This is a genomic window from Psychrobacillus sp. (assembly GCF_032154225.1).
GTDB lineage: Bacteria > Bacillota > Bacilli > Bacillales_A > Planococcaceae > Psychrobacillus.
The window spans coordinates 122,190-143,398 of sequence record NZ_JALDYF010000005.1 but is presented as its reverse complement, the minus strand read 5'-3'; the positions used below and the strand labels follow the sequence as shown (position 1 = coordinate 143,398).

Sequence of the window (21,209 nt, the reverse complement as noted above, 5' to 3'; positions counted from 1 at the left end):
ATCTCACAATGAGAATTCAACACAACATTTCAGCACTAAACACACACAGAAACTTAGGTATGAACAACGCTGCAGCTTCTAAAAACTTAGAAAAACTTTCTTCAGGTTACAAAATCAACCGCGCTGGAGACGACGCTGCTGGTCTTGCGATCTCTGAAAAAATGCGTGGACAAATCCGCGGTTTAGATATGGCTTCTAAAAACGCTCAAGATTCAATCTCTCTTATCCAAACGGCTGAGGGTGCACTTAACGAAACACACGCTATCTTACAACGTATGCGTGAACTAGCAGTACAATCTGCGAATGATACAAACGTAACTGGTGACCGTAAAGCGCTTCAATTAGAAATCGAATCTCTATCAAAAGAAATCACTCGTATTTCTACTGATACTGAGTTCAATACTCAAAAATTATTAAACGGTACATTTGGAACAGCAATTACTAACGCTGGTTCTGCTACAGTATCTGGTGGTAAAGTATTCCATATTGGTGCAAACTCAGGTCAAAGTATCAATCTAAGCATTGGTAATATGGGAGCATCAGCTCTAGGAGTTAATGCTCTTGCGACAGGTAGTGCTAAAGCGTTAACTGCAACTGACAGTAAAGGTGCAGGTATCAACATTACTACTCAATCAAGTGCTGATAACTCAATTTCAATTATTGACAAAGCATTGACAAGAGTTTCTGAATCACGTGCATCTCTTGGTGCGGTACAAAACCGTCTTGAGCACACAATCAACAACTTAGGAACTACTTCTGAAAACTTAACAGCTGCAGAATCACGTATCCGTGACACTGACATGGCTAAAGAGATGATGAACTTCACTAAGAACAACATCTTAACTCAAGCTGCTCAATCTATGCTTGCGCAAGCTAACCAACAACCACAAGGTGTTCTTCAATTATTACAATAATTGATAACCTTAAACCTGTTTCTCAATTGAGAAACAGGTTTTTTTGAAGTTAATATCTAGAATTGCTTAGTAGTTGTTGATTATCTGTGATTTTTGCCGATATATAAGTAGAGGTGTTATCATGGAAAAGCAATTTGTAATAGAAACAATTGAAACAAAAAGTGGACATATGACATTAAAAGTAAATGATTACTTTTTACATAGTAAATATAATCCTATAGCAGAAGCACAGAAGTTTGTAGAAAAACAATATGAAGCCCATCATGTGCATATTTTGTTTGGGTATGGTTTAGGCTATATAGTAGATAGTCTAAAGAGACAATTTAAATTTAACGAGCCGTTAATCGTCATCGATCCCCTATTTGATTATTCACTTATAGAGGTACAGGCCAGACATAAAGAAAATGAGATGGATAAGCTTTTATATAATAGTGAATCTATTAATACATTGGAATATATAATAGATAGCACTAAAGAGTTGGACTTTCTGAACAGCTTTAAAGTTATCTGCTCCCCTAATTTTGATAAACTATTTCCGGAAACTTTTTTGCAAGTTTTGAAAACAGTAAAAGATATACAACAAAAAAGCAAGGTTAATGAGAATACAGTCATTAGAGACTCTGAAGCTTGGCAAAAAAATCTAAGTGAAAACCTTATTTCAATTTTTGAAGATAGAAACTTAGAAAGTTTGCATCAAAAATATTCTTGGCCAGTAGTTGTTGCTTCTGGAGGGCCTTCCCTTACTAAACAGTTGACTTTGCTAAAAAGTATTAAAGATGATGTAATTATTATTGCGGCAGGATCTACAATCAACTCTTTATTGGCTGTTGGAATAGAGCCTGATTTTGTTGCTTCTATTGATGGTTCAGAAGCAAGTTATAATCAATTTAAAGATTTAAATTTAAAAAAGACACAACTAATGTATACAGTTTTTAATAATCCCGGAATTAGGGAGAAATTTAGTAATTCAAATTATGCTTTTATGGCTTCTTCAGATGTAACAATTTATAACTATTTAGAAAGTAAATTAGGTGTTACTTTACCGAAAATTCTAGGTGGTGGAAGTGTTGCTCAATATGCCTATACACTTGCCCAGTATATTTCAAGCGGACCGATTGCTTTAATAGGACAAGATTTAGCTTATACAAACAACCAAACACATGCTGCTAATAATAAGCAAGCTGAAGAAATTGAGGAAAGCTGGAAAGCCAGTGATAATATGTTTACAGTGGAAGGCTTTGATGGTGAGAATGTTTGGACAAGCACGATGTTTTATTCGATGAAGCTAACATTTGAGCAAATGATTGAAAATTATCCACCTGTAAATGTGGTTTATAATTGCACTGAAGGTGGGGCAAAGCTAAATGGTTTTGCTCAAAAAAACTTTAATGATTTTTGTGAAGAATATATTCACGAAAAAAAACCAAATAAAGAAATAGATAATCAAAGCTATTTGGTTTCTCAAGATGAGTGGAAAAAGTTGCAAGGAATACTAGAGGATGAATTAAAAGATTATGATCAAATCATCAAGCATTTATTAAAAGGCTTAGCTGCATTGGAAAATAATAATTCAAGTACAGTTTTTAATAATAAAATATTAAAAAAATTAGATAAAGTTGATATAGAAATTGCGAAACTTTATCCAAACGTGCAAATGGATTTCATCGTATCTCCAATTACGATAGAAGTATTAAAAGGTTTTTTAGAAAAAGAGAACGAGACATCTGTGGAAAAGTATACTAGAGTATATAATCAAACAAAGACACTCTACTATAAACTTTTAGAAGCAACGAAAAAGTCAAAAATGTATACTGAAAATGTAATAAAACGAATCGATAGTGAAAAAATAATAAAAAGCGAGGAATTATAATGACAGAAATTTTAAAAGATACAATCCAAAGTTTTAACGAATACTTACCAAGAGTAGTTGCGGGAAGTCACGACATTGCAGAAAGTTTAAGAAGTGACAATGTGGCAGTAGCATTGCCTATGATTTTAGATTTCTCAGAAGGAATGTCTTGGCTGGTAGAAGCTATTGAACTTTTTAAAATAAATGAAGTAGATGCAAATCTACATATAGATAGAATACATGAATTTTTGAATGAGATTAATGCTGGTCTTGAAATGCAAGATTATGTATTAGTAGCAGATATGTTTGAATATGAAATTGCTCCTTTCTTTGAAGAAGCTTCACCAATCGTGGCTTTCCAAAACTAATGAAATGGCTTGTTGACATTGCAAAGGATGGATTATACACGCTTCAATTAAATGATATTTACCTTTATAGTAAATATCGTCCGAAAGAAGATGTAGAAAAATTCATTGCAAAAGAAATAACAGATGAATGTAATAACTATATTTTATTTGGACTGGGCCTTGGCTATCATGCTAAGGCTCTTCTTGAAAAAAGCCCTGAATCTGTAGTGTATATTGTTTTAGCAGATAAAAAAGAACTAGATCTTTGCATGGAGTATGGAGCATCATCTATCTTGGAAGATAAGCGTATTCACATTATTAGCGATGAATTTGGTTTAACGAATATATCATTAGCGGAAACAGAACTTATTATTCCATTACAATGGCTAAAGGCAATAGGATCAAATCATCCATTATTCGCACTTTTAGAAGATATAAAAATAAGACAAATGTCTTTTCAACAAGTTAGTGAAATTATGCAAGAAAATTTCTTAGCAAATACCTTAAATAATGATCTTTCTTTACAGAAATTTATAGGTTTTGCGAAAAATAATTATGCTGTGTTAGTATCGGCAGGCCCAAGTCTCAATCAAACAGTTGAAGCTTTGAAAGAAATAGGTGAATTCTGTTTCGTATTAGCAGTCGGATCAGCATTAAAAACTTTACTCAGAGAAGGAATTGTTCCAGATGCGATGATTATTACAGATCCTACACACTTAGTACAAGAGCAAATTGAGCATACAACTTATGACGGCTTGTTATTTTATATGGCTACGGCAAATCATGAAATGACAAGTTTACATAAAGGGAGAAAAATAATTTTATTCCAAAAGGGATTTCCATTATCTGAGGAGTTTGCTACAGCAAATAAGAGTCCACTCATAGAAACAGGTGGTTCTGTTGCAACGACTGGCTTATCACTACTAGAGTTCATGGGCTTTCAAACCGTTTATTTATTTGGTCAAGATTTAGGCTTTAAAAACAATCAAACCCATGCAAATGCATCGACATCTTCTAATACTTACGAAACTGATATAAAGTTTCAAACTGTTCTTTCCAATAACGGTGAATATATAAATACATATAGCAATTTCAATATTTTCAGACGTTGGTTTGAACAGAAAGCGGCAAATACATTAATGCAAGTGTATAACACAGCGTGGGATGGTGCTAAAATAGAGGGGATACCTTATATAAGTGCTAGTGAGATGGAAAAGCAATTAGTAGGAGCCTCTATGATCGACTATAAAAACGTGTTGAATGATACTCTATCAACTAAATAATTAGAGAAGGTGCAATAAATATGACTAAAAAAATCTTAGTAACTGGAGCAGATGGCTTTATCGGCTCTCATCTAACGGAAGAACTTGTTAAACAAGGCTATGATGTACGTGCATTTGTTTACTATAACTCTTTTAACTCTTGGGGATGGCTAGATCAATCTTCGAAAGAAGTGAAAGAATCCTTAGATATTTTTTCTGGAGATATTAGAGATCCATTCGGTGTAAAAGAAGCAATGAAGGGATGTACACATGTTTTACATTTGGCATCGCTAATTGCTATTCCATATTCTTACCATTCTCCAGCTACTTATATTGATACAAACATAAATGGAACGCTTAATATTGTACAAGCTGCACGTGAGTTGGGGGTAGAGAAGGTTGTGCACACATCTACAAGTGAAGTATATGGTACAGCACAATATGTACCGATTGACGAAGATCACCCGTTACAAGGTCAATCTCCATACTCAGCTTCTAAAATTGGCGCAGATCAAATGGCTTTATCGTTTTATCGATCATTTGATACACCTGTAGCAATTATTCGACCATTCAATACGTATGGACCTCGCCAATCGGCACGTGCTGTTATTCCAACGATTATTAGTCAATTAGCAGGTGGACAAATGACGATTAAATTAGGCGCTATTAGCCCAACACGCGATTTCAACTATGTAAAAGATAGCGTTGGTGGATTTATTTCTGTTATGAACTCACCAAAATCTATCGGGGAAGTGATTAATGTTGGTTCTAACTATGAAGTGTCTATAGGAGAAACAGCTGAAATGATTGCGGATATTATGGGTGTTAATTTAACGATTGAAACGGATGAGCAACGTCTACGTCCAGAGAAAAGCGAAGTAAATCGTTTATGGGCTGAAAATAAAAAAGCAAAAGAATTAATTGGTTGGGAGCCACAATATGGCAATAAAGATGGATTCCGTCGTGGATTAGAAGAAACGATTGAATGGTTCACGAATCCAAAGAATTTAGCTCAATATAAGGCAGATGTGTACAATATATGAATACACAATGGCTAGCGCTTACAAATCAGATTAAAGAACATTATAAGAAGGATTTTGTGTCACTGCATGAGCCAACTTTCAATGGCAAGGAACTTGAGTATGTAACAGATTGCATCGAAGCAGGTTGGGTATCTTCTGTAGGTGCATATGTGACGCGATTTGAGGAGGATTTAGCACGTATTACAGGGGTAAAGCGTGCCGTTGCTGTTATGAATGGTACTGCCGCATTGCATATTGCATTAAAAGTAGCGGGAGTACAGGAGAATGAAGAAGTTTTCATGCCTTCCCTAACATTTATTGCGACTGCAAATGCAACGTCTTATTTAGGAGCAGTTCCACATTTTGTTGATGTATCTGAAAAGACATTGGGTCTTGACCCGCAAAAGCTAGAAGCGCATATTTTAGAGATTGGCGAAGTAAAAGGAAATCTGTTGTTCAACAAAGAAACAGGACGTGTAATTCGTGCCGTCGTGCCAATGCATACTTTTGGTCATTCGGTAGAATTAGATGAATTACAGCTTATTTGTGAGAAATATCATTTAGTTTTAGTAGAAGATGCCGCGGAATCGCTCGGTTCTTATTATAAAGGCAAGCATACAGGAAGCTTTGGTAAAGTAAGTGCTCTAAGCTTTAATGGCAATAAAATCATTACAACCGGTGGCGGTGGTGCCATTTTGACGGATGATGAAGAACTTGCCAATTATGCGAAGCATATTACGACAACAGCAAAAGTGCCACATCGTTGGGAATATGAGCATGATGAAATAGGATATAACTATCGTTTACCGAATATAAACGCAGCATTAGGGTGTGCACAACTTGAAAAAATGCCGGAATTTATCGAGCAAAAACGTCAGTTAACAAATTTTTATGAAGAACTGGTAGCACCATTAGAAGGTGTAACACTTTTTAAAGAACCAGAGCATTCGACTAGTAACTATTGGCTTCAAACATTGATATTAGATGATTCTTTAAAAAGAGAAGAAGTATTAACATTTTTAAATGAAAATGGTGTCATGAGTCGTCCGATTTGGACACCTATGCACGAATTGCAGCTGTACGCGCAAATGCCAAAAGCAGATTTATCAACTACTGAACGACTTAACCAAAAAATTATTAATATCCCAAGTACGCCAGTAAGAGAGGTGTAAGCGTTGATACGAAAAATCTGTGTTGTAACTGGAACCAGGGCGGAATATGGGCTGTTATCCAACCTAATGAGAGCTATCCAACAATCAATTGATTTTGATTTGCAGCTAGTTGTAACCGGTATGCATCTGTCGCCTGAATTTGGGTTGACATACAAGCAAATAGAAGATGACGGCTTTGTAATTGACGAAAAGGTAGAAATGTTATTATCGTCTGATACATCGTCCGCAGTAGCAAAATCAATGGGATTAGCAACTATCGGTTTTTCTTCTGCATTTGAACGAATCCAACCTGACTTGCTTATTATTTTAGGTGATCGTTTTGAGATGCTTGCTGCGGCCCAAACTGCGCTTGTTATGCAAATTCCGATAGCCCATATTCATGGCGGAGAGTGTACTTTTGGTGCTTATGATGATGCAATTCGCCATTCCATTACGAAAATGGCTACATGGCATTTTACAAGTACCGAATCACATCGAAATCGAGTGATTCAGCTAGGTGAAAATCCAGAACGCGTTTGGAACGTAGGGGCAATAGGAATAGAAAATATAGTAAACCTTCCGTTGATGACAAGGGAAGAGTTATATGCAAACTTACAGTTAGATATAGATAAACCTATGTTCTTAATTACGTATCATCCTGAAACAAATCTTCAAATAGACGGTATTTATTCATTATTGGAAGCATTAGATTCATACCAACATGTAAATTTGGTTTTTACGAAAGCAAATGCCGATAATGGTGGACGTCAAATTAATGAAGTCCTTGAGGAATATACATTAAAGTACGATAATGCATATTTGTTTGACTCTTTAGGACAATTGAGGTATCTAAGTGCAGTGAAAGAGGCGGCAGTTGTCATAGGTAATTCTTCAAGTGGGTTGATAGAAGTTCCTTATTTACAAACCCCGACCGTTAATTGCGGAGACCGTCAAGCAGGGCGAGAAAAACCGAGTTCAGTATTTGATTGCACATTAGAAGTACCATCAATTGAAGATGCAATAAAACATGCTTTTACATATAAAGGTCCGTACGATCAAATTTTTGGTGACGGACATGTAGTAGAAAAAATAATGGCCACTTTAAAGCAAATACCATCATTTTCGGTACAAAAGGAGTTTTATGATTTATGAGCCAATCAACGTATATCATTGCCGAAGCTGGGGTCAATCATAATGGCTCCTTTTCCATGGCAAAACAGCTAATAGATGTTGCAAAAGAAGCAGGAGCAGATGCGGTTAAATTTCAAACATTTCGTGCGGAAAATTTAGTAACCAAAGAAGCCCAACAAGCAAATTATCAAGTAGAAAATTTGGGTGAAGCAACGTCTCAGTATGAAATGTTGAAAAAGCTAGAATTATCTTTTGAAGAATTTAATTCACTAAAACATTACTGTGATGAAATAGAAATTGAATTTTTATCTACGCCGTTTGACTACGATAGCGTGGATTTTTTAGTTGATGATCTTCAAATGCAAACTGTTAAAATTCCCTCTGGCGAATTAACGAATTCACCATTTATCCACTATATTGCAACAAAGCAAAAGAAAATAATCATTTCAACTGGCATGGCTACTATTGATGAAATACATGAGGCACTGGCTTTTGTTGCATACGGTTTAGCAAAGCCATTGGCCGATGTTTCGGTTGATCGTGTTCACTCTTTTTATCAAACGAATGAAGCGAAAGAAGTTTTACAAAAATACGTAAAAGTTCTCCATTGTACGACGGAATATCCAGCACCTTTTGAAACGATTAATTTAAATGCGATGAATCAATTGAAACAAGAGTTTAGAGTATCGATTGGGTTTTCAGATCATTCACAAGGAATTGCTGCTTCGATTGCAGCAACAGGTATGGGTGCTACTGTGATTGAAAAGCATTTCACGTTAGATAAAGGGTTACCAGGTCCAGATCATGTTGCTTCATTGGAACCATCAGAACTAATAATGATGGTTGAAAATATACGTCAAATAGAGCTTGCTCTTGGAACTGGTATAAAAGAACCGACGGCAATCGAGTTGAAAAATCGCATTGCAGCGAGAAAAAGTATTGTTGCAAGTAAAGATATTAAACAAGGGGAAGTTTTAGAGGCTTCCAATATGAATGTAAAAAGACCGGGGAGTGGTATTTCACCGTCAAAATATTGGTCTGTAATCGGAAAAAAAGCAACTAAGAATTATCACGAGGATGAACTAATTGATGAATAAGCCGATAATAATAATAGGAAATGGCGGCCATGCCTCTGTTTTGACGGAAATATTATTACTTCAACAACGGAATATTCTTGGCTTTACAGCACCTAGTGAAGAAACGAATGCATATGGTGTAAAGTATCTTGGTACAGATAAGGCAATCGAAGCATATAGCCCTGAAGATGTGGAGCTTGTTTTGGGACTAGGTACTATACGTGTTTCTACTATTCGTCAAAGTATTTTTCGGGTAATGAAAAATCAAGGATATACGTTTTCCAATTGTATCCATCCTAAGTCAATCATCTCTCTAACTGCTATACTAGCTGAGGGGATTCAAATAATGGCGGGTGCAATTATACAACCACACGCACAAATTGGTAAAAATACGATTATTAATACAGGGGCAATTATTGAACATGATTGTTTAATAGGTGCCCATGTTCATATAGCACCAGGTACGACTCTTTCTGGAAAAGTCATTATAGGAGACGAGTCACATATAGGCACAGGAAGTTCTATTATTCAAGGTGTTGAGATTGGGAAGAACACGCTTATTGGTGCAGGTTCTGTTGTAATTACAAATATAGGTACGAACAAAAAAGCTTTTGGAGTACCTGCAAAGGAAGTGTAATCGATGAAAAATTGGAGAAGTATTTTAGTTAATGAAAGTAATACTCTTTTAGAAACGATGAAAATCATCGATGATTCTTCCCTGCAATTTGCCGTAGTTGTAGATAAGAATCAAAGCCTACTTGGTACTGTAACGGATGGAGATATTCGAAGAGGGATTTTAAGAGGAGAAGGATTAGACGTTCCGATTAAACAAGTTATGAATCCCTCTCCTATTTGTGCAACGATTGAAAATACATATAGTGATTGCTTAAACTTACTAAAGAAGCATAAATTAAAACAAATTCCGATTGTTAGTGAAGATAATAAAATAATTGATATTATTTTTGCAGATAATGATCAAGCTACTATAAATAATGAAAATACGGTAATTTTAATGGCAGGTGGACTTGGTACACGATTACGTCCATTAACGGAAAATATACCGAAACCAATGTTACATGTTGGAAATAAGCCTATTTTGGAGACAATTATTGAAGGCTTTAAGCAATATGGATTTACGAATTTCATCATATCTGTTAATTACAAAAAAGAAGTCATTCAAGACTATTTTCAAGATGGCACAGCTTTCGGTGTGTCTATATCATATATAGAAGAAAACAAAAGAATGGGAACAGCAGGGGCTCTATCTTTGTTAAAAGAAAAGCCTACTAGCCCTATTTTTGTGATGAATGGTGATTTATTAACACAAGTCAATTTTGAACAGCTATTGCACTTCCACGAGGATACAGATGCAGTAGCTACAATGTGTGTGCGAGAATATGAATACCAAATTCCATATGGAGTTATTGAAACGGATGGACAGCAATTAGTTTCAATTAAGGAAAAACCTATGCAGCGCAGTTTTGTAAATGCGGGGATTTATGTGTTAAGCCCAGAGGCATTTGATTATATCCCACAAGGTGAATATTACGATATGCCAGATCTGTTTAAGCAATTAATGGATAAACAAAATAATGTTTCCGCATTTCCAGTGCGAGAATATTGGTTAGATATTGGGAGAGTTACCGATTTTGAACGTGCTGATGGAGAGTATAGCAGTTATTTCGATAAGGTGGATAATAAATGATGCAAGTAAGCAAAGCCGTTGTCGTTGGCTATGGTTCTATTGGACAAAGGCATACGAGACTTTTAGAAAGTTTAGGAGTATCAACTGTTGTTGTATCGAGACGTTCTATTGCGGACAAAAAAAGTTATTTAACAATTGAAGAAGCTGTTATTTGTGAAAAGCCCGACTATATTGTTGTTGCCAATGAAACATATTTACATGAAGAGACACTTACGAAGTTACAAAACATTGGTTATGATGAAAAAGTCTTAGTAGAAAAACCGCTTTTTTCTACTCAAAGTGAAAAGAAGTTTGAATTTGCTTTTCTTTACGTAGGATATAATTTAAGATTTCATCCAATTATACAAAAACTGTATGAATTGTTGATAAACGAAAAAGTGATTTCAGTTAATGCATATGTTGGGCAATATTTACCGACATGGAGGCCTAATACAGATTACTCTACAGGTTATTCTGCGGATGTAACAAAAGGCGGCGGCGTGATTCGAGATTTGAGTCATGAACTAGATTACTTACATTTTCTATTTGGTAAATGGTCTGAAATGACGGCAAATGGCGGTCAGATAAGTGGCTTGTCTATACGATCAGATGATTATTACTCCATGTTATATAAGACAGCTACCGGTATTAATGTTTCTGTCGAAATGAATTATTTGGATCGAATAATCCAAAGAGGGTTAACGATACAAACAAATGAGCACACATATAAAGCAGATTTCATCAAAAATACATTACAAATAGATGATGAAATCAAACAAATAGAAGTAGAACGAGATGAAACATACTTAAACCAGCATATTGCAGTATTAAACAATCAAACGGAAATGCTTTGTGATTTACAAAGTGGATTAGATATAGTTCGAATGATTGAAATAGCGGAAAAATGCTCTAAGGAAAAGGTGTGGATGAAAAATGAGTAGAATTTGTACGATTTGTGCTCGTGGCGGGTCTAAAGGTGTTAAAAATAAAAATATAAAGTTAATAGTAGGAAAACCATTAATCGCTCATAGTATTTTACAAGCAAAAGCTAGTGGGTTATTTGATGTGATTGCGGTAAGTAGCGACAGTCAAGAAATATTGCAAGCTGCTATGGAATATGGAGCTGATATTGTAGTCGAACGTCCAGTGGAGTTAGCGACAGACACAGCTGCAAAACTTCCAGTTATTCAACACTGTGTTCGAGAAGTTGAGAAACAGACTGGATTATCTTTTGATGTAATGACGGATATTGATGCTACTTCACCATTGCGCACAGTGGGAGACTTGAAAAATAGTGTTGAGCTATTAGAAAATCACGAGCGGGCAACTAATTTAATTACTGGTGCTCCTTCTAGAAGAAGTCCTTATTTTAACTTAGTAGAACAAGACACAAATGGTTTTGTACGTTTATCGAAAGAATTGCCAGCAGCAATTGTAAGAAGGCAAGATGCTCCAAAAAGCTTTGATATGAATGCTTCCATATATGTTTGGAAAAGAGAATCATTCTTCAAAGAGGCATCTATTTTCACTCCAACTACCGTTTTATACGAAATGCCTGAAGAACGTTCGGTTGATATAGATTCAGAACTAGATTTTGAATTCGTCTCATTTTTAGCGGAGAAAAGAGGGACTTTGCTATGAATACAAATTATTTTGAACGATTTAGCCTAAAAGGAAAAAAAGCAATTGTTACTGGTGGGGCTGGAATTCTGGGCAGACATTTTTGTAAAGGTTTAGCAGATAGTGGTGCACGAGTAGCGGTTGTTGATATTAATATAGAAGAAGCAACTAAAGTTGCGCAACAAATTACAGCCGATTACAAAACGGAAGCAAAGGCTTTTTACTGTGATTTAACATCAGAGGAATCTGTTAAACAAATGGTGCAAGCAGTTGTAGCTGAATTTGGCGAAATAAATATTCTACATAATAACGCAGCGGGAAAATCAAGTGATTTAAACGCATTTTTCGCTCCATTTGAAGATTATGAGTTGGATCAGTGGAAAGAAATTATGAGCACTAATTTAGATAGTATGTTCTTGATTGCAAAACATGTTGGAAAAGTGATGAAAGAGCAAGGAACAGGTGGATCGATTATTCAAACATCGTCCATATATGGTGTCCTCGGTCCAGATAATCGTATTTATGAGGGCTCTTATTATTTAGATCGACAAATTAACACTCCTGCTATTTACTCTGCTTCTAAAGCCGGAGTTGTAGGGCTTACTAAATACTTAGCTACATATTGGGCGAAGGATGGCATTAGAGTTAATACGATTACTCCAGGTGGCGTTGAAAGTGGACAAAATGATACATTCAAACAAAGTTATAGCAATCGTATTCCATTAGGAAGAATGGCACAACCAGAAGAGATGGTAGGGGCATTGATTTATCTCGCTTCTGATGCGTCTAGTTATGTAACAGGACAGAATATTCTTATTGATGGTGGATTGAGTGCTTGGTAAGAATCTAATAACAATTGAAATACTTATCGTCATGAAAGTATGACGGTAAGTATTTTTTGTGGATTATTTTACCTGTCGAATATTACTTTTGTCTTTGGGTAAACACTTTCAATTATGCAAAAAACGACCGATATATAGTGTATGAATACTGATATAATATAATATGAGGAAAAGTATTATTAATACTGCTTTCTTTTAGTAAAGTTAAGATCAATTATAAAAATTAAGGAGTTAAATAATGTTTAAAATAGGCGATATTATTAGGATGGACGATGAGCTACAAGTAATTGTGGAATGCAATAAAAAAAGTATTGTTGCAATGGAATATAAAGAAGAAACAATTTTTTCTGATAAAGTAGAGGAATTTACATATACAGAATTAAAAGAAGCTTCTGTAAGTGTAGTAGGGTTAGTTGATCAACAAGGTCTTGAAAATGCTAAGCGCAAAATGATTTTTAATAAGGTCGAAGAATTTCATGATTTATTTCATCAGAAAAAGGAATTTGTTTCTGGGGAAAGTCAATTAAATTATGCTGGGAAAGTTTATGATAAGGATGAGATGGTTGCTTTAACAGATGCTTCATTAGATTTTTGGTTAACATCAGGGCGCTTTTCTAAAAAATTTGAGAGTGACTTTGCAAAGTATTTAGGTGTGAAATATTCATTACTTACAAATTCAGGATCTTCTGCGAATTTATTAGCGGTGTCCGCATTAACATCTCCTAAATTAGGAGAAAAACGCTTATTACCTGGTGATGAAGTAATTACGGTAGCGGCAGGTTTTCCGACAACAGTTGCGCCTATTATTCAAAATAGGCTAATTCCCGTTTTTGTCGATGTTGATTTAGGTACATATAATATTTCAAAGGATCAAATAGAACAAGCGATATCAGACAAAACAAAAGCGATTGTTATTGCTCATACAATGGGGAACCCATTCAATTTAGATGCTGTTATGGAAGTAGCAAATAAGTATGGTTTATGGGTAGTTGAGGACAATTGTGATGCGCTCGGAGCAAAATATAACGGTAAGTTAACAGGGACACATGGACATATTGGTACATCTAGTTTCTATCCTCCACATCATATGACAATGGGAGAAGGTGGAGCAGTTTACACAAACAATCCAAGATTGAAATTGGCATTGGAGTCATTTAGAGACTGGGGACGCGATTGTTGGTGTCCATCTGGTTGCGATAATACATGTAATAAGCGTTTTGATTGGCAATTAGGTCAATTACCTCATGGGTATGATCATAAATATACCTACTCACATATTGGTTATAATTTAAAAGTGACAGATATGCAAGCTGCAATAGGTTTAGAGCAACTGAAGAAACTTCCTAGCTTTATCGAGAAGAGAAATCACAACTTTAATAGACTTTCTTCCAACTTAGCAGCCATTCAAGGGGATATAATATTACCTATTGCTACACCTAATAGTGAACCTAGTTGGTTTGGATTTATTTTAACAGTAAAAGATGGTGAAAAAGTTTCAAGAAATAAAATGACACAATATCTTGAAGCCAATAAAGTTCAAACAAGAATGCTATTTGCAGGGAATTTGACAAAACAACCAGCATTTGAAGGGGTAGAATATCGACTTGCAAGTGACCTTAAAAATACAGATAAAATTATGCATGATACATTTTTAGTTGGTGTTTATCCTGGTTTAACCAATGAAATGATTGATTATATGAGTGAGAAAATCATAGAAGCTGTTGAATTTGCCAAGAAATAAAAAAACTCGAGGTGGTTAAATGAAAGTTGTTATTTTAGCAGGTGGATTTGGCACACGTATTAGTGAAGAATCCCATTTAAAACCAAAGCCAATGATTGAAGTTGGTGGTAAGCCAATTCTTTGGCATATTATGAAAATATATTCGCATTATGGTTTTAACGATTTTGTAATTTGTTTAGGCTATAAATCTTATTATATTAAAGAATATTTTGCACATTATTTTTTACATGAATCAGATGTTACTTTTGATTTTAGTAATGGAAATAAGCAAATCATACATCATGTTTCGGCTGAGCCATGGAAAGTTACGCTAGTAGATACTGGTTTAGAAACGATGACAGGTGGCCGACTGAAGCGAGTAAAAAAATATTTGAATGATGAGACATTTATGATGACGTATGGTGATGGTGTTTCAAATGTCGATATTAAAGAATTAGTTGATTATCATAAACTACATGGCAAAATCGCTACTGTGACAGCAACCCAGCCAAGTGGTAGATTTGGAGCGTTAGCACTAGGAGAAAACCAGGAAGTACATGGTTTTCAAGAAAAACCACAAGGAGATAGTGGCTGGATTAATGCTGGATTTTTTGTTATGGAGCCAGAGATTTTCGATTATATTGAAGGTGACGAAACTATTTTTGAGAAAGCTCCTCTAGAAAATCTAGCTCGAGATGGACAGCTTAATGCTTTTAAACATAATGACTTTTGGCAGCCAATGGATACACTAAGGGATAAAAATTATTTAGAGCAACTTTGGGCGAAAGATGAAGCTCCATGGAAATTGGAGAAAAACTTATGATTAATCCATCATTTTGGAAAAATAAAAGAGTATTCTTAACAGGGCATACGGGATTTAAAGGATCGTGGCTGTCAGTATGGTTGCATTCAATGGGAGCCAATGTAACTGGTTATGCTTTAGCACCACCAACTGAGCCGTCATTGTTTAAAGAAGCAAAAGTGGATGAACTAGTGAATTCTATTATTGGAGATATACGTGATGCAGATGCACTTGGAAAAGCAATGCAAGAAACAAACCCAGAAATCGTTATTCATATGGCGGCCCAGCCTTTAGTAATAGAATCTTATAAAAATCCAGTAGAAACATATTCGACTAATGTGATGGGAACAGTTCACTTATTTGAGTGTGTAAGGAATTGTTCTTCTGTAAAAGCTGTTATAAATGTAACAACGGATAAATGTTATGAGAATAAGGAATGGGTATGGGGATACAGAGAAAATGAGCCACTTGGTGGCTATGACCCATATTCCAATAGTAAGGCTTGTTCAGAATTAGTAACAGCTTCATACCGTAGCTCATTTTTTAATCCAGCTAATTATGAAAATCATGGCGTAGCAGTTGCTTCAGCAAGGGCTGGAAATGTTATTGGTGGTGGAGATTGGGCGGCAGACCGACTTATTCCTGACTGCCTTAATTCTTTGATAAGTAATAATCCAATTATTATTCGCAATCCGAATGCGATTCGACCTTGGCAGCATGTACTTGAGCCACTAAGTGGTTATTTCCTGCTTGCGGAAAAATTATATACTCATGGGGCAAAGTATGCGGAAGCATGGAATTTTGGACCGAATGATGAGGATGCAAAGCCAGTTGAATGGATTGTGCAAAAGATGGTTGAAAAATGGGATGAACAAGCGTCTTATATTGTTGATAGTGGTGATCGACTGCATGAAGCTGGTTATTTAAAATTAGACTGTTCAAAGGCAAAACAAGAGTTAGGCTGGCAATCTCAATGGAATTTATCGATGACTATTGAAAAAATTTTAGAGTGGAATAAAAGTTATCAATGTAAAGAAAGTTTATATGAAGTATGTTTAAAACAAATACAAGAGTATACAGAAGCAGGGATAGTATGAAAAAAGTATTGATTACTGGTGCTACAGGATTTATTGGAGGAGCTTTAGCTCACAGATTAGTTGAGCAAAATGTTGAAGTTCATGTCTTCATACGTGAACATTCTGATATTTGGAGATTGCAAAAAATTCAAAGGTCTATTTTCATACATGTTGTAGATTTAAGAGATTTATCTACATTAAAGGAAAAAGTGAAAGAGATTAATCCGAACGTTATTTATCATTGTGCTACACATGGTGGTTACCATTTTCAAAATAATACTACGGAGATTATCGAATCTAATTTTATCGGTACTGTTAATTTATTGACAGCATGTTTAGAAATAGAATTTGATTACTTTGTTAATACTGGAAGTTCATCAGAGTACGGTATAAAAAATCATATGCACCGAGAAGGCGACGTACTATTTCCTTTAGGTGATTATGCGGTTTCAAAGGCAGCAGCGACTTTATATTGTCAATCGATGCGATTACAAAGAGAATTACCTATTATTACATTACGATTATTCTCACCTTATGGCCCATGGGATGCCCCATCAAGATTTATTCCTTATGTTATCAAGTCTTACATACAGCATGAATCACCTAAAATTTCTACCCCTAGTTCTGTAAGAGATTACATTTATATCGATGATGTAATCGATGCATATCTGCGCTTTTTACACTTAAAATATTTAGATTGCGATATTCTTAATATTGGTTCTGGCAATCAAACAAAGTTAGCTAAAATAGTTGAAATAGTGCAGGGGAAAACTAATAATGAGATTCAACCAATGTGGGGAGAAAATCAAGTAAGAAAAGAGCCAGAGATGTGGCAAGCAGATATTAGTTTGGCAAATGAAGTTTTGAAGTGGTCGCCAAAAGTAACTATTGAAGATGGGCTACAAAACACAATCGATTGGATGAGGAATAAGATTACTTACTACTAGATAAGGATGTGTATAAACCATGAAACTATCTGATTACGTTATAGATGTTCTAGTTGAACAGAACATTAAGCATGTGTTTGAAATGATTGGTGGTGGTATTACACATTTATTAGATTCCATTTACATAAGAGAAGATATTGAATGTGTATCTATTCATCATGAACAAGCAGCTTCTTTTGCTGCTGAAGGATATGCACGTATTAACGGTAATTTAGGTGTAGCTATGGCTACTAGTGGTCCTGGAGCCTTAAACTTATTAACTGGTATTGGAAGCTGTTATTTTGACTCGATTCCTTGTTTGTTTATTACAGGACAAGTTAATACGTATGAATATAAATTCGATAAAAAAATACGTCAAATTGGGTTTCAAGAAACAGATATAGTAAGTGTAGTTAAGCCTTTAACCAAATATGCTGAATTAGTGATAGATCCTGAAAAAATCAGATATCATCTTGAAAAAGCTATTTATATTGCTCAAAATGGAAGACCAGGTCCAGTACTGTTAGATATACCGATGAATATCCAGCGTGCAAATATCGATCCGAAACAACAAGTTAGTTTTTTCGATAGTGAAGAATATCAGGGACTCGTTAAAGAAGAAAAAAATGACGAATTCCTATTAGATGAAATTATTGAATTAATGAAAAATGCAGAACGTCCAATAATTTTAGCAGGTGGCGGAATTAGAACTGGAAATGCTACTAGAGAACTGAATGAGCTGGTTAAAATCACAAAATTTCCAGTTGTTTCATCATTGATGGGTATTGATTCATTAAGCCATGCCAATGAAGAGTATATTGGGATGATTGGTTCTTATGGTAATCGCTATAGTAATTTAGCTTTAGCTAATAGTGACTTATTATTAATATTGGGATCAAGACTTGATACAAGACAAACTGGCACTAGACCAGATACGTTTGCCAGAGGAGCCAAAAAAGTTCACGTTGATATCGATAGATTGGAACTCAATGAGAAAGTTAAGGTAGATATTGCAATTCATTCTACACTAAAGCCTTTTCTTCAAAAGTTAACTGAAAAACTAGAAACAGAATGGTTAGACACGAATATATCTAAATGGTATCAAACTATAGGTATGTATAAAGATAATTACCCTACGGCTAATTATCAAGAAGATTCGATTGATCCTAATTGGTTTATGGAGCAGTTATCTAATAATCTTAAATCAGACGATACCATTTGCTTAGATGTAGGACAACATCAAATGTGGGCTAGTCAATCTCTAAAGCTGAAGGATGGTCAAAGACTGCTTAACTCTGGTGGAATGGGTGCAATGGGATTTGCATTGCCAGCAGCAATGGGTGCATATTTGGCAAAAGAGGATGGCCAAGCAATTGTCATTGCTGGCGATGGAGGTATACAAGTCAATATTCAAGAATTTGATACAATTGTTTCAAATAATTTGCCTATAAAGATTATTATTATGAATAATAAGAGCCTGGGTATGGTAAGGCAGTTTCAAGATTTATATTTTGAAAAACGCCGTCAATCAACTATAATCAGTAATCCAAATTTCCCTGGAATAGCGAGAGCATATGATATGAAGGCATTCACTATTAATACTGTAAGCGAAGTAGAATCGGTACTAGAACAAGTATTTCTAGAAGAAGGACCAGTATTAGTAGACGTATCGATAGCTTCAGATGTAGTTGTTAATCCTAAATTAGTTGTGAATAAACCGATAGAGGATATGTCGCCACATTTAGATAGAGATGAATTAAAGAAAATAATGTTAATAGATTTAGTTGAAGAACAGAAAAATAATTAATTGAGGCATTATATTAATAAAAAGGTGTTGGATAATATTGGAAGATAAAGTTGCTCCAGAATTAAACAATTTTTTACATGAGATAGATAAGCTGATAGCAGAAGATTTAGTTCTAGAAGCAAACCGAAAGTATATTGAATATATTACAGCATTAGAGCGACATAGTAGAAACAACGGTAATAAAAAATTGAAGGCCGATAGCTATGCTGAATATGCATTTTTTCTTTTTTCACATCATAACTATGAATCATTTTTTGAAATGCTTCGTAGAGCACAAGAAAATGGATACTCAAGTGATACAATACAAAAGATTGTAAATGAAGCGTTTATTGAACCTAATCTGGATGAATTTAAATCCATATATAATAAGAATATAGAATACTTATTATCAAATGAGTATATCGAAGTAAAATCAATTTTGACTTTCGAGGATTTACCGTATTGGTTAATGCCTATCGAAACAGAAAATGAATATTATCTATTTGATAAAAAAAACGGATTATTATTAGAAAAAATTACTTTAAATAGAAATTCTGAATTAGAGATATTACCCACAGGAGATGTATTTTCAGATTATTTATTAATGGAAAATGGCAGCTGGGAAAACACTCTAGCCTATACAACTAAAATTAGAAACAATAATAAAAAAGCTTACATTGTTATAGAGAATATTGGAAAGTTCTTTTCTTGTTTACAGGGTGAGCTACTAAATGAGGAAATTATTTCAAATGTAATGATATTTGAAGATTTATACAATATGGAGAATCATTTTGTGAATTCAAATGATTACCTTCCAAGAAACATTATAAACTTAGTTGATAATACTAATCACATTCAAAATTATATTAATGTAATTCATAACTATAGAATTAATAAAAAAGAGAGAGCGCGTAATAACATACTTCTTAGTATCTGTATTCCAAGTTTTAATAGAGGAAACAGGGCGTATGAAAATATTATTCATCTTTTACAATCTAAGTACGACGAAGAAATTGAATTTATAGTGTCTAATAATGGTACACAAAACGATACACAAAAGTATTATGAAAAAATCAAAGATATTGAGGATACTAGAGTTAAATATTTCTCTTTTGAAGAAAATAAAGGTTTTGCATTAAATTGCAGTAAAGCTTGTGAACTTGCAGAAGGTGAATATATTTTATTATTAAGCGATGAAGATTTGGTGGACTTTAATGTTCTCGATAAAATAATGGATGAGTTAATGCGATCCAAAGAGACATTAGCTATAGTGCGAACATCTACAATTCGTCAAAGTAAACCTGCTGTTAAAAATGCAGTTCAAGGAAAAGATGCGTTATTAACTTTTATGTTAACTTCAAATTATATGTCAGGTATTATTTTGAATAATAACCTGTTAAAAAAGCACAAGGGAATTGAATACGTTAAAGAAAATTTAGATAATAAAGTGTGCTACAATTATCCTCACATGTTCTGGGAGTTACTTTTAGGTCAGTATGGAAATGTACTAGGTACAGATCTGGTATTAGTACACGAAGGCAAAGCAGAAAAAACAGAAGTAGAATTGATTAAATTAAGTGGCAATAAAACTGAAATATATTCTTATGCAACGTTCGAAGGTAGACTAGAACAACATAAAGGTTTTTTCACTATTTTTAAGCATTTAGATATATGTAAAGAGGATCCTAACCTTTTCAGAGAAATGTATATAAGGCTGTGTGCTAAAACCTTATTCTTAGTTAGTCACAGCTTATCAGCTTTCTATAAAAATACAGATATAAATACTTCAACAATGTTGGATGAAGCATACGCTTTTTGTATTAGAGGAGAATTTCTTGATGAAAAAAGTAAGTTCTTCAAAGAAGATGTAAGAATAATTAAAGGGTGCTATGATCAATATCAAAGGAGATAGAGTAAAACATTAAGATACTAATTACTTATAATGCTCTCCTCAACTAGGAAAAAGCCAATTGTATCTGAATACTTGAGCTTAAAAAATTC

19 protein-coding genes are annotated in these 21,209 nt (G+C 34.5%); all 19 read left to right on the top strand.

The features are described 5' to 3' along the window. Positions 1-8 precede the first annotated feature (8 nt). The 19 genes from hag to RUH95_RS09270 all read left to right on the top strand — a co-directional run bounded on the left by hag (position 9) and on the right by RUH95_RS09270 (position 21,120). A complete protein-coding gene (gene hag, locus RUH95_RS09360) occupies positions 9-914 on the top strand; it encodes a flagellin Hag (RefSeq protein WP_313892596.1) in 906 nt (301 codons plus the stop codon). A gap of 121 nt (positions 915-1,035) precedes the next feature. Beyond that, the gene (locus RUH95_RS09355; protein ID WP_313892595.1) at positions 1,036-2,784 is read left to right on the top strand and encodes a motility associated factor glycosyltransferase family protein; all 1,749 of its coding nucleotides are present in this window, start codon (positions 1,036-1,038) and stop codon (positions 2,782-2,784) included. After that, positions 2,784-3,131 (top strand): DUF8042 domain-containing protein, encoded by a 348-nt coding sequence (locus RUH95_RS09350; RefSeq protein ID WP_313892594.1) that lies wholly within the window; start codon positions 2,784-2,786, stop codon positions 3,129-3,131. The genes RUH95_RS09355 and RUH95_RS09350 overlap by 1 nt, the downstream gene beginning before the upstream one ends. Further along, a complete protein-coding gene (locus RUH95_RS09345) occupies positions 3,131-4,393 on the top strand; it encodes a motility associated factor glycosyltransferase family protein (RefSeq protein ID WP_313892593.1) in 1,263 nt (420 codons plus the stop codon). The genes RUH95_RS09350 and RUH95_RS09345 overlap by 1 nt, the downstream gene beginning before the upstream one ends. A 20-nt stretch (positions 4,394-4,413) precedes the next feature. Next, complete coding sequence (locus tag RUH95_RS09340) at positions 4,414-5,415, top strand: NAD-dependent 4,6-dehydratase LegB (protein ID WP_313892592.1); 1,002 nt, start codon at positions 4,414-4,416, stop codon at positions 5,413-5,415. Then, entirely contained in the window at positions 5,412-6,566 is a 1,155-nt protein-coding gene (locus tag RUH95_RS09335) for a LegC family aminotransferase (RefSeq protein ID WP_313892591.1), read from the top strand. Before RUH95_RS09340 ends, RUH95_RS09335 begins: the two co-directional genes overlap by 4 nt. 3 nt (positions 6,567-6,569) lie before the next feature. Next, positions 6,570-7,697 (top strand): UDP-N-acetylglucosamine 2-epimerase, encoded by a 1,128-nt coding sequence (neuC, locus tag RUH95_RS09330; protein WP_313892590.1) that lies wholly within the window; start codon positions 6,570-6,572, stop codon positions 7,695-7,697. Next, positions 7,694-8,773: an N-acetylneuraminate synthase gene (gene neuB / locus RUH95_RS09325; RefSeq protein ID WP_313892589.1), complete on the top strand. Its 1,080-nt coding sequence runs from the start codon at positions 7,694-7,696 to the stop codon at positions 8,771-8,773. The genes neuC and neuB overlap by 4 nt, the downstream gene beginning before the upstream one ends. Then, positions 8,766-9,389: an acetyltransferase gene (locus RUH95_RS09320; protein WP_313892588.1), complete on the top strand. Its 624-nt coding sequence runs from the start codon at positions 8,766-8,768 to the stop codon at positions 9,387-9,389. Before neuB ends, RUH95_RS09320 begins: the two co-directional genes overlap by 8 nt. A gap of 3 nt (positions 9,390-9,392) precedes the next feature. Next, positions 9,393-10,457 carry a nucleotidyltransferase family protein gene (locus RUH95_RS09315; protein ID WP_313892587.1) on the top strand — a complete coding sequence of 355 codons (1,065 nt, stop codon included), beginning with the start codon at positions 9,393-9,395 and terminating at the stop codon, positions 10,455-10,457. Next, positions 10,454-11,377 (top strand): Gfo/Idh/MocA family protein, encoded by a 924-nt coding sequence (locus RUH95_RS09310; RefSeq protein ID WP_313892586.1) that lies wholly within the window; start codon positions 10,454-10,456, stop codon positions 11,375-11,377. Before RUH95_RS09315 ends, RUH95_RS09310 begins: the two co-directional genes overlap by 4 nt. Beyond that, complete coding sequence (locus RUH95_RS09305; RefSeq protein WP_313892585.1) at positions 11,370-12,077, top strand: acylneuraminate cytidylyltransferase family protein; 708 nt, start codon at positions 11,370-11,372, stop codon at positions 12,075-12,077. The genes RUH95_RS09310 and RUH95_RS09305 overlap by 8 nt, the downstream gene beginning before the upstream one ends. Continuing rightward, on the top strand, positions 12,074-12,898 hold the full coding sequence (locus RUH95_RS09300) for an SDR family oxidoreductase (protein ID WP_313892584.1): 825 nt from the start codon (positions 12,074-12,076) through the stop codon (positions 12,896-12,898). Before RUH95_RS09305 ends, RUH95_RS09300 begins: the two co-directional genes overlap by 4 nt. 238 nt (positions 12,899-13,136) lie before the next feature. Continuing rightward, positions 13,137-14,639: a lipopolysaccharide biosynthesis protein RfbH gene (gene rfbH, locus RUH95_RS09295; RefSeq protein ID WP_313892583.1), complete on the top strand. Its 1,503-nt coding sequence runs from the start codon at positions 13,137-13,139 to the stop codon at positions 14,637-14,639. Between the two features lie 19 nt (positions 14,640-14,658). After that, entirely contained in the window at positions 14,659-15,441 is a 783-nt protein-coding gene (gene rfbF / locus RUH95_RS09290) for a glucose-1-phosphate cytidylyltransferase (protein WP_313892582.1), read from the top strand. Next, positions 15,438-16,517 (top strand): CDP-glucose 4,6-dehydratase, encoded by a 1,080-nt coding sequence (gene rfbG / locus RUH95_RS09285; protein ID WP_313892581.1) that lies wholly within the window; start codon positions 15,438-15,440, stop codon positions 16,515-16,517. Before rfbF ends, rfbG begins: the two co-directional genes overlap by 4 nt. Next, on the top strand, positions 16,514-17,443 hold the full coding sequence (locus tag RUH95_RS09280; RefSeq protein ID WP_313892580.1) for an NAD-dependent epimerase/dehydratase family protein: 930 nt from the start codon (positions 16,514-16,516) through the stop codon (positions 17,441-17,443). The genes rfbG and RUH95_RS09280 overlap by 4 nt, the downstream gene beginning before the upstream one ends. 19 nt (positions 17,444-17,462) lie before the next feature. Continuing rightward, entirely contained in the window at positions 17,463-19,229 is a 1,767-nt protein-coding gene (locus RUH95_RS09275; protein ID WP_313892579.1) for a thiamine pyrophosphate-binding protein, read from the top strand. A gap of 37 nt (positions 19,230-19,266) precedes the next feature. Then, positions 19,267-21,120: a glycosyltransferase family 2 protein gene (locus RUH95_RS09270; RefSeq protein WP_313892578.1), complete on the top strand. Its 1,854-nt coding sequence runs from the start codon at positions 19,267-19,269 to the stop codon at positions 21,118-21,120. The last annotated feature ends 89 nt before the right edge of the window (positions 21,121-21,209 follow it).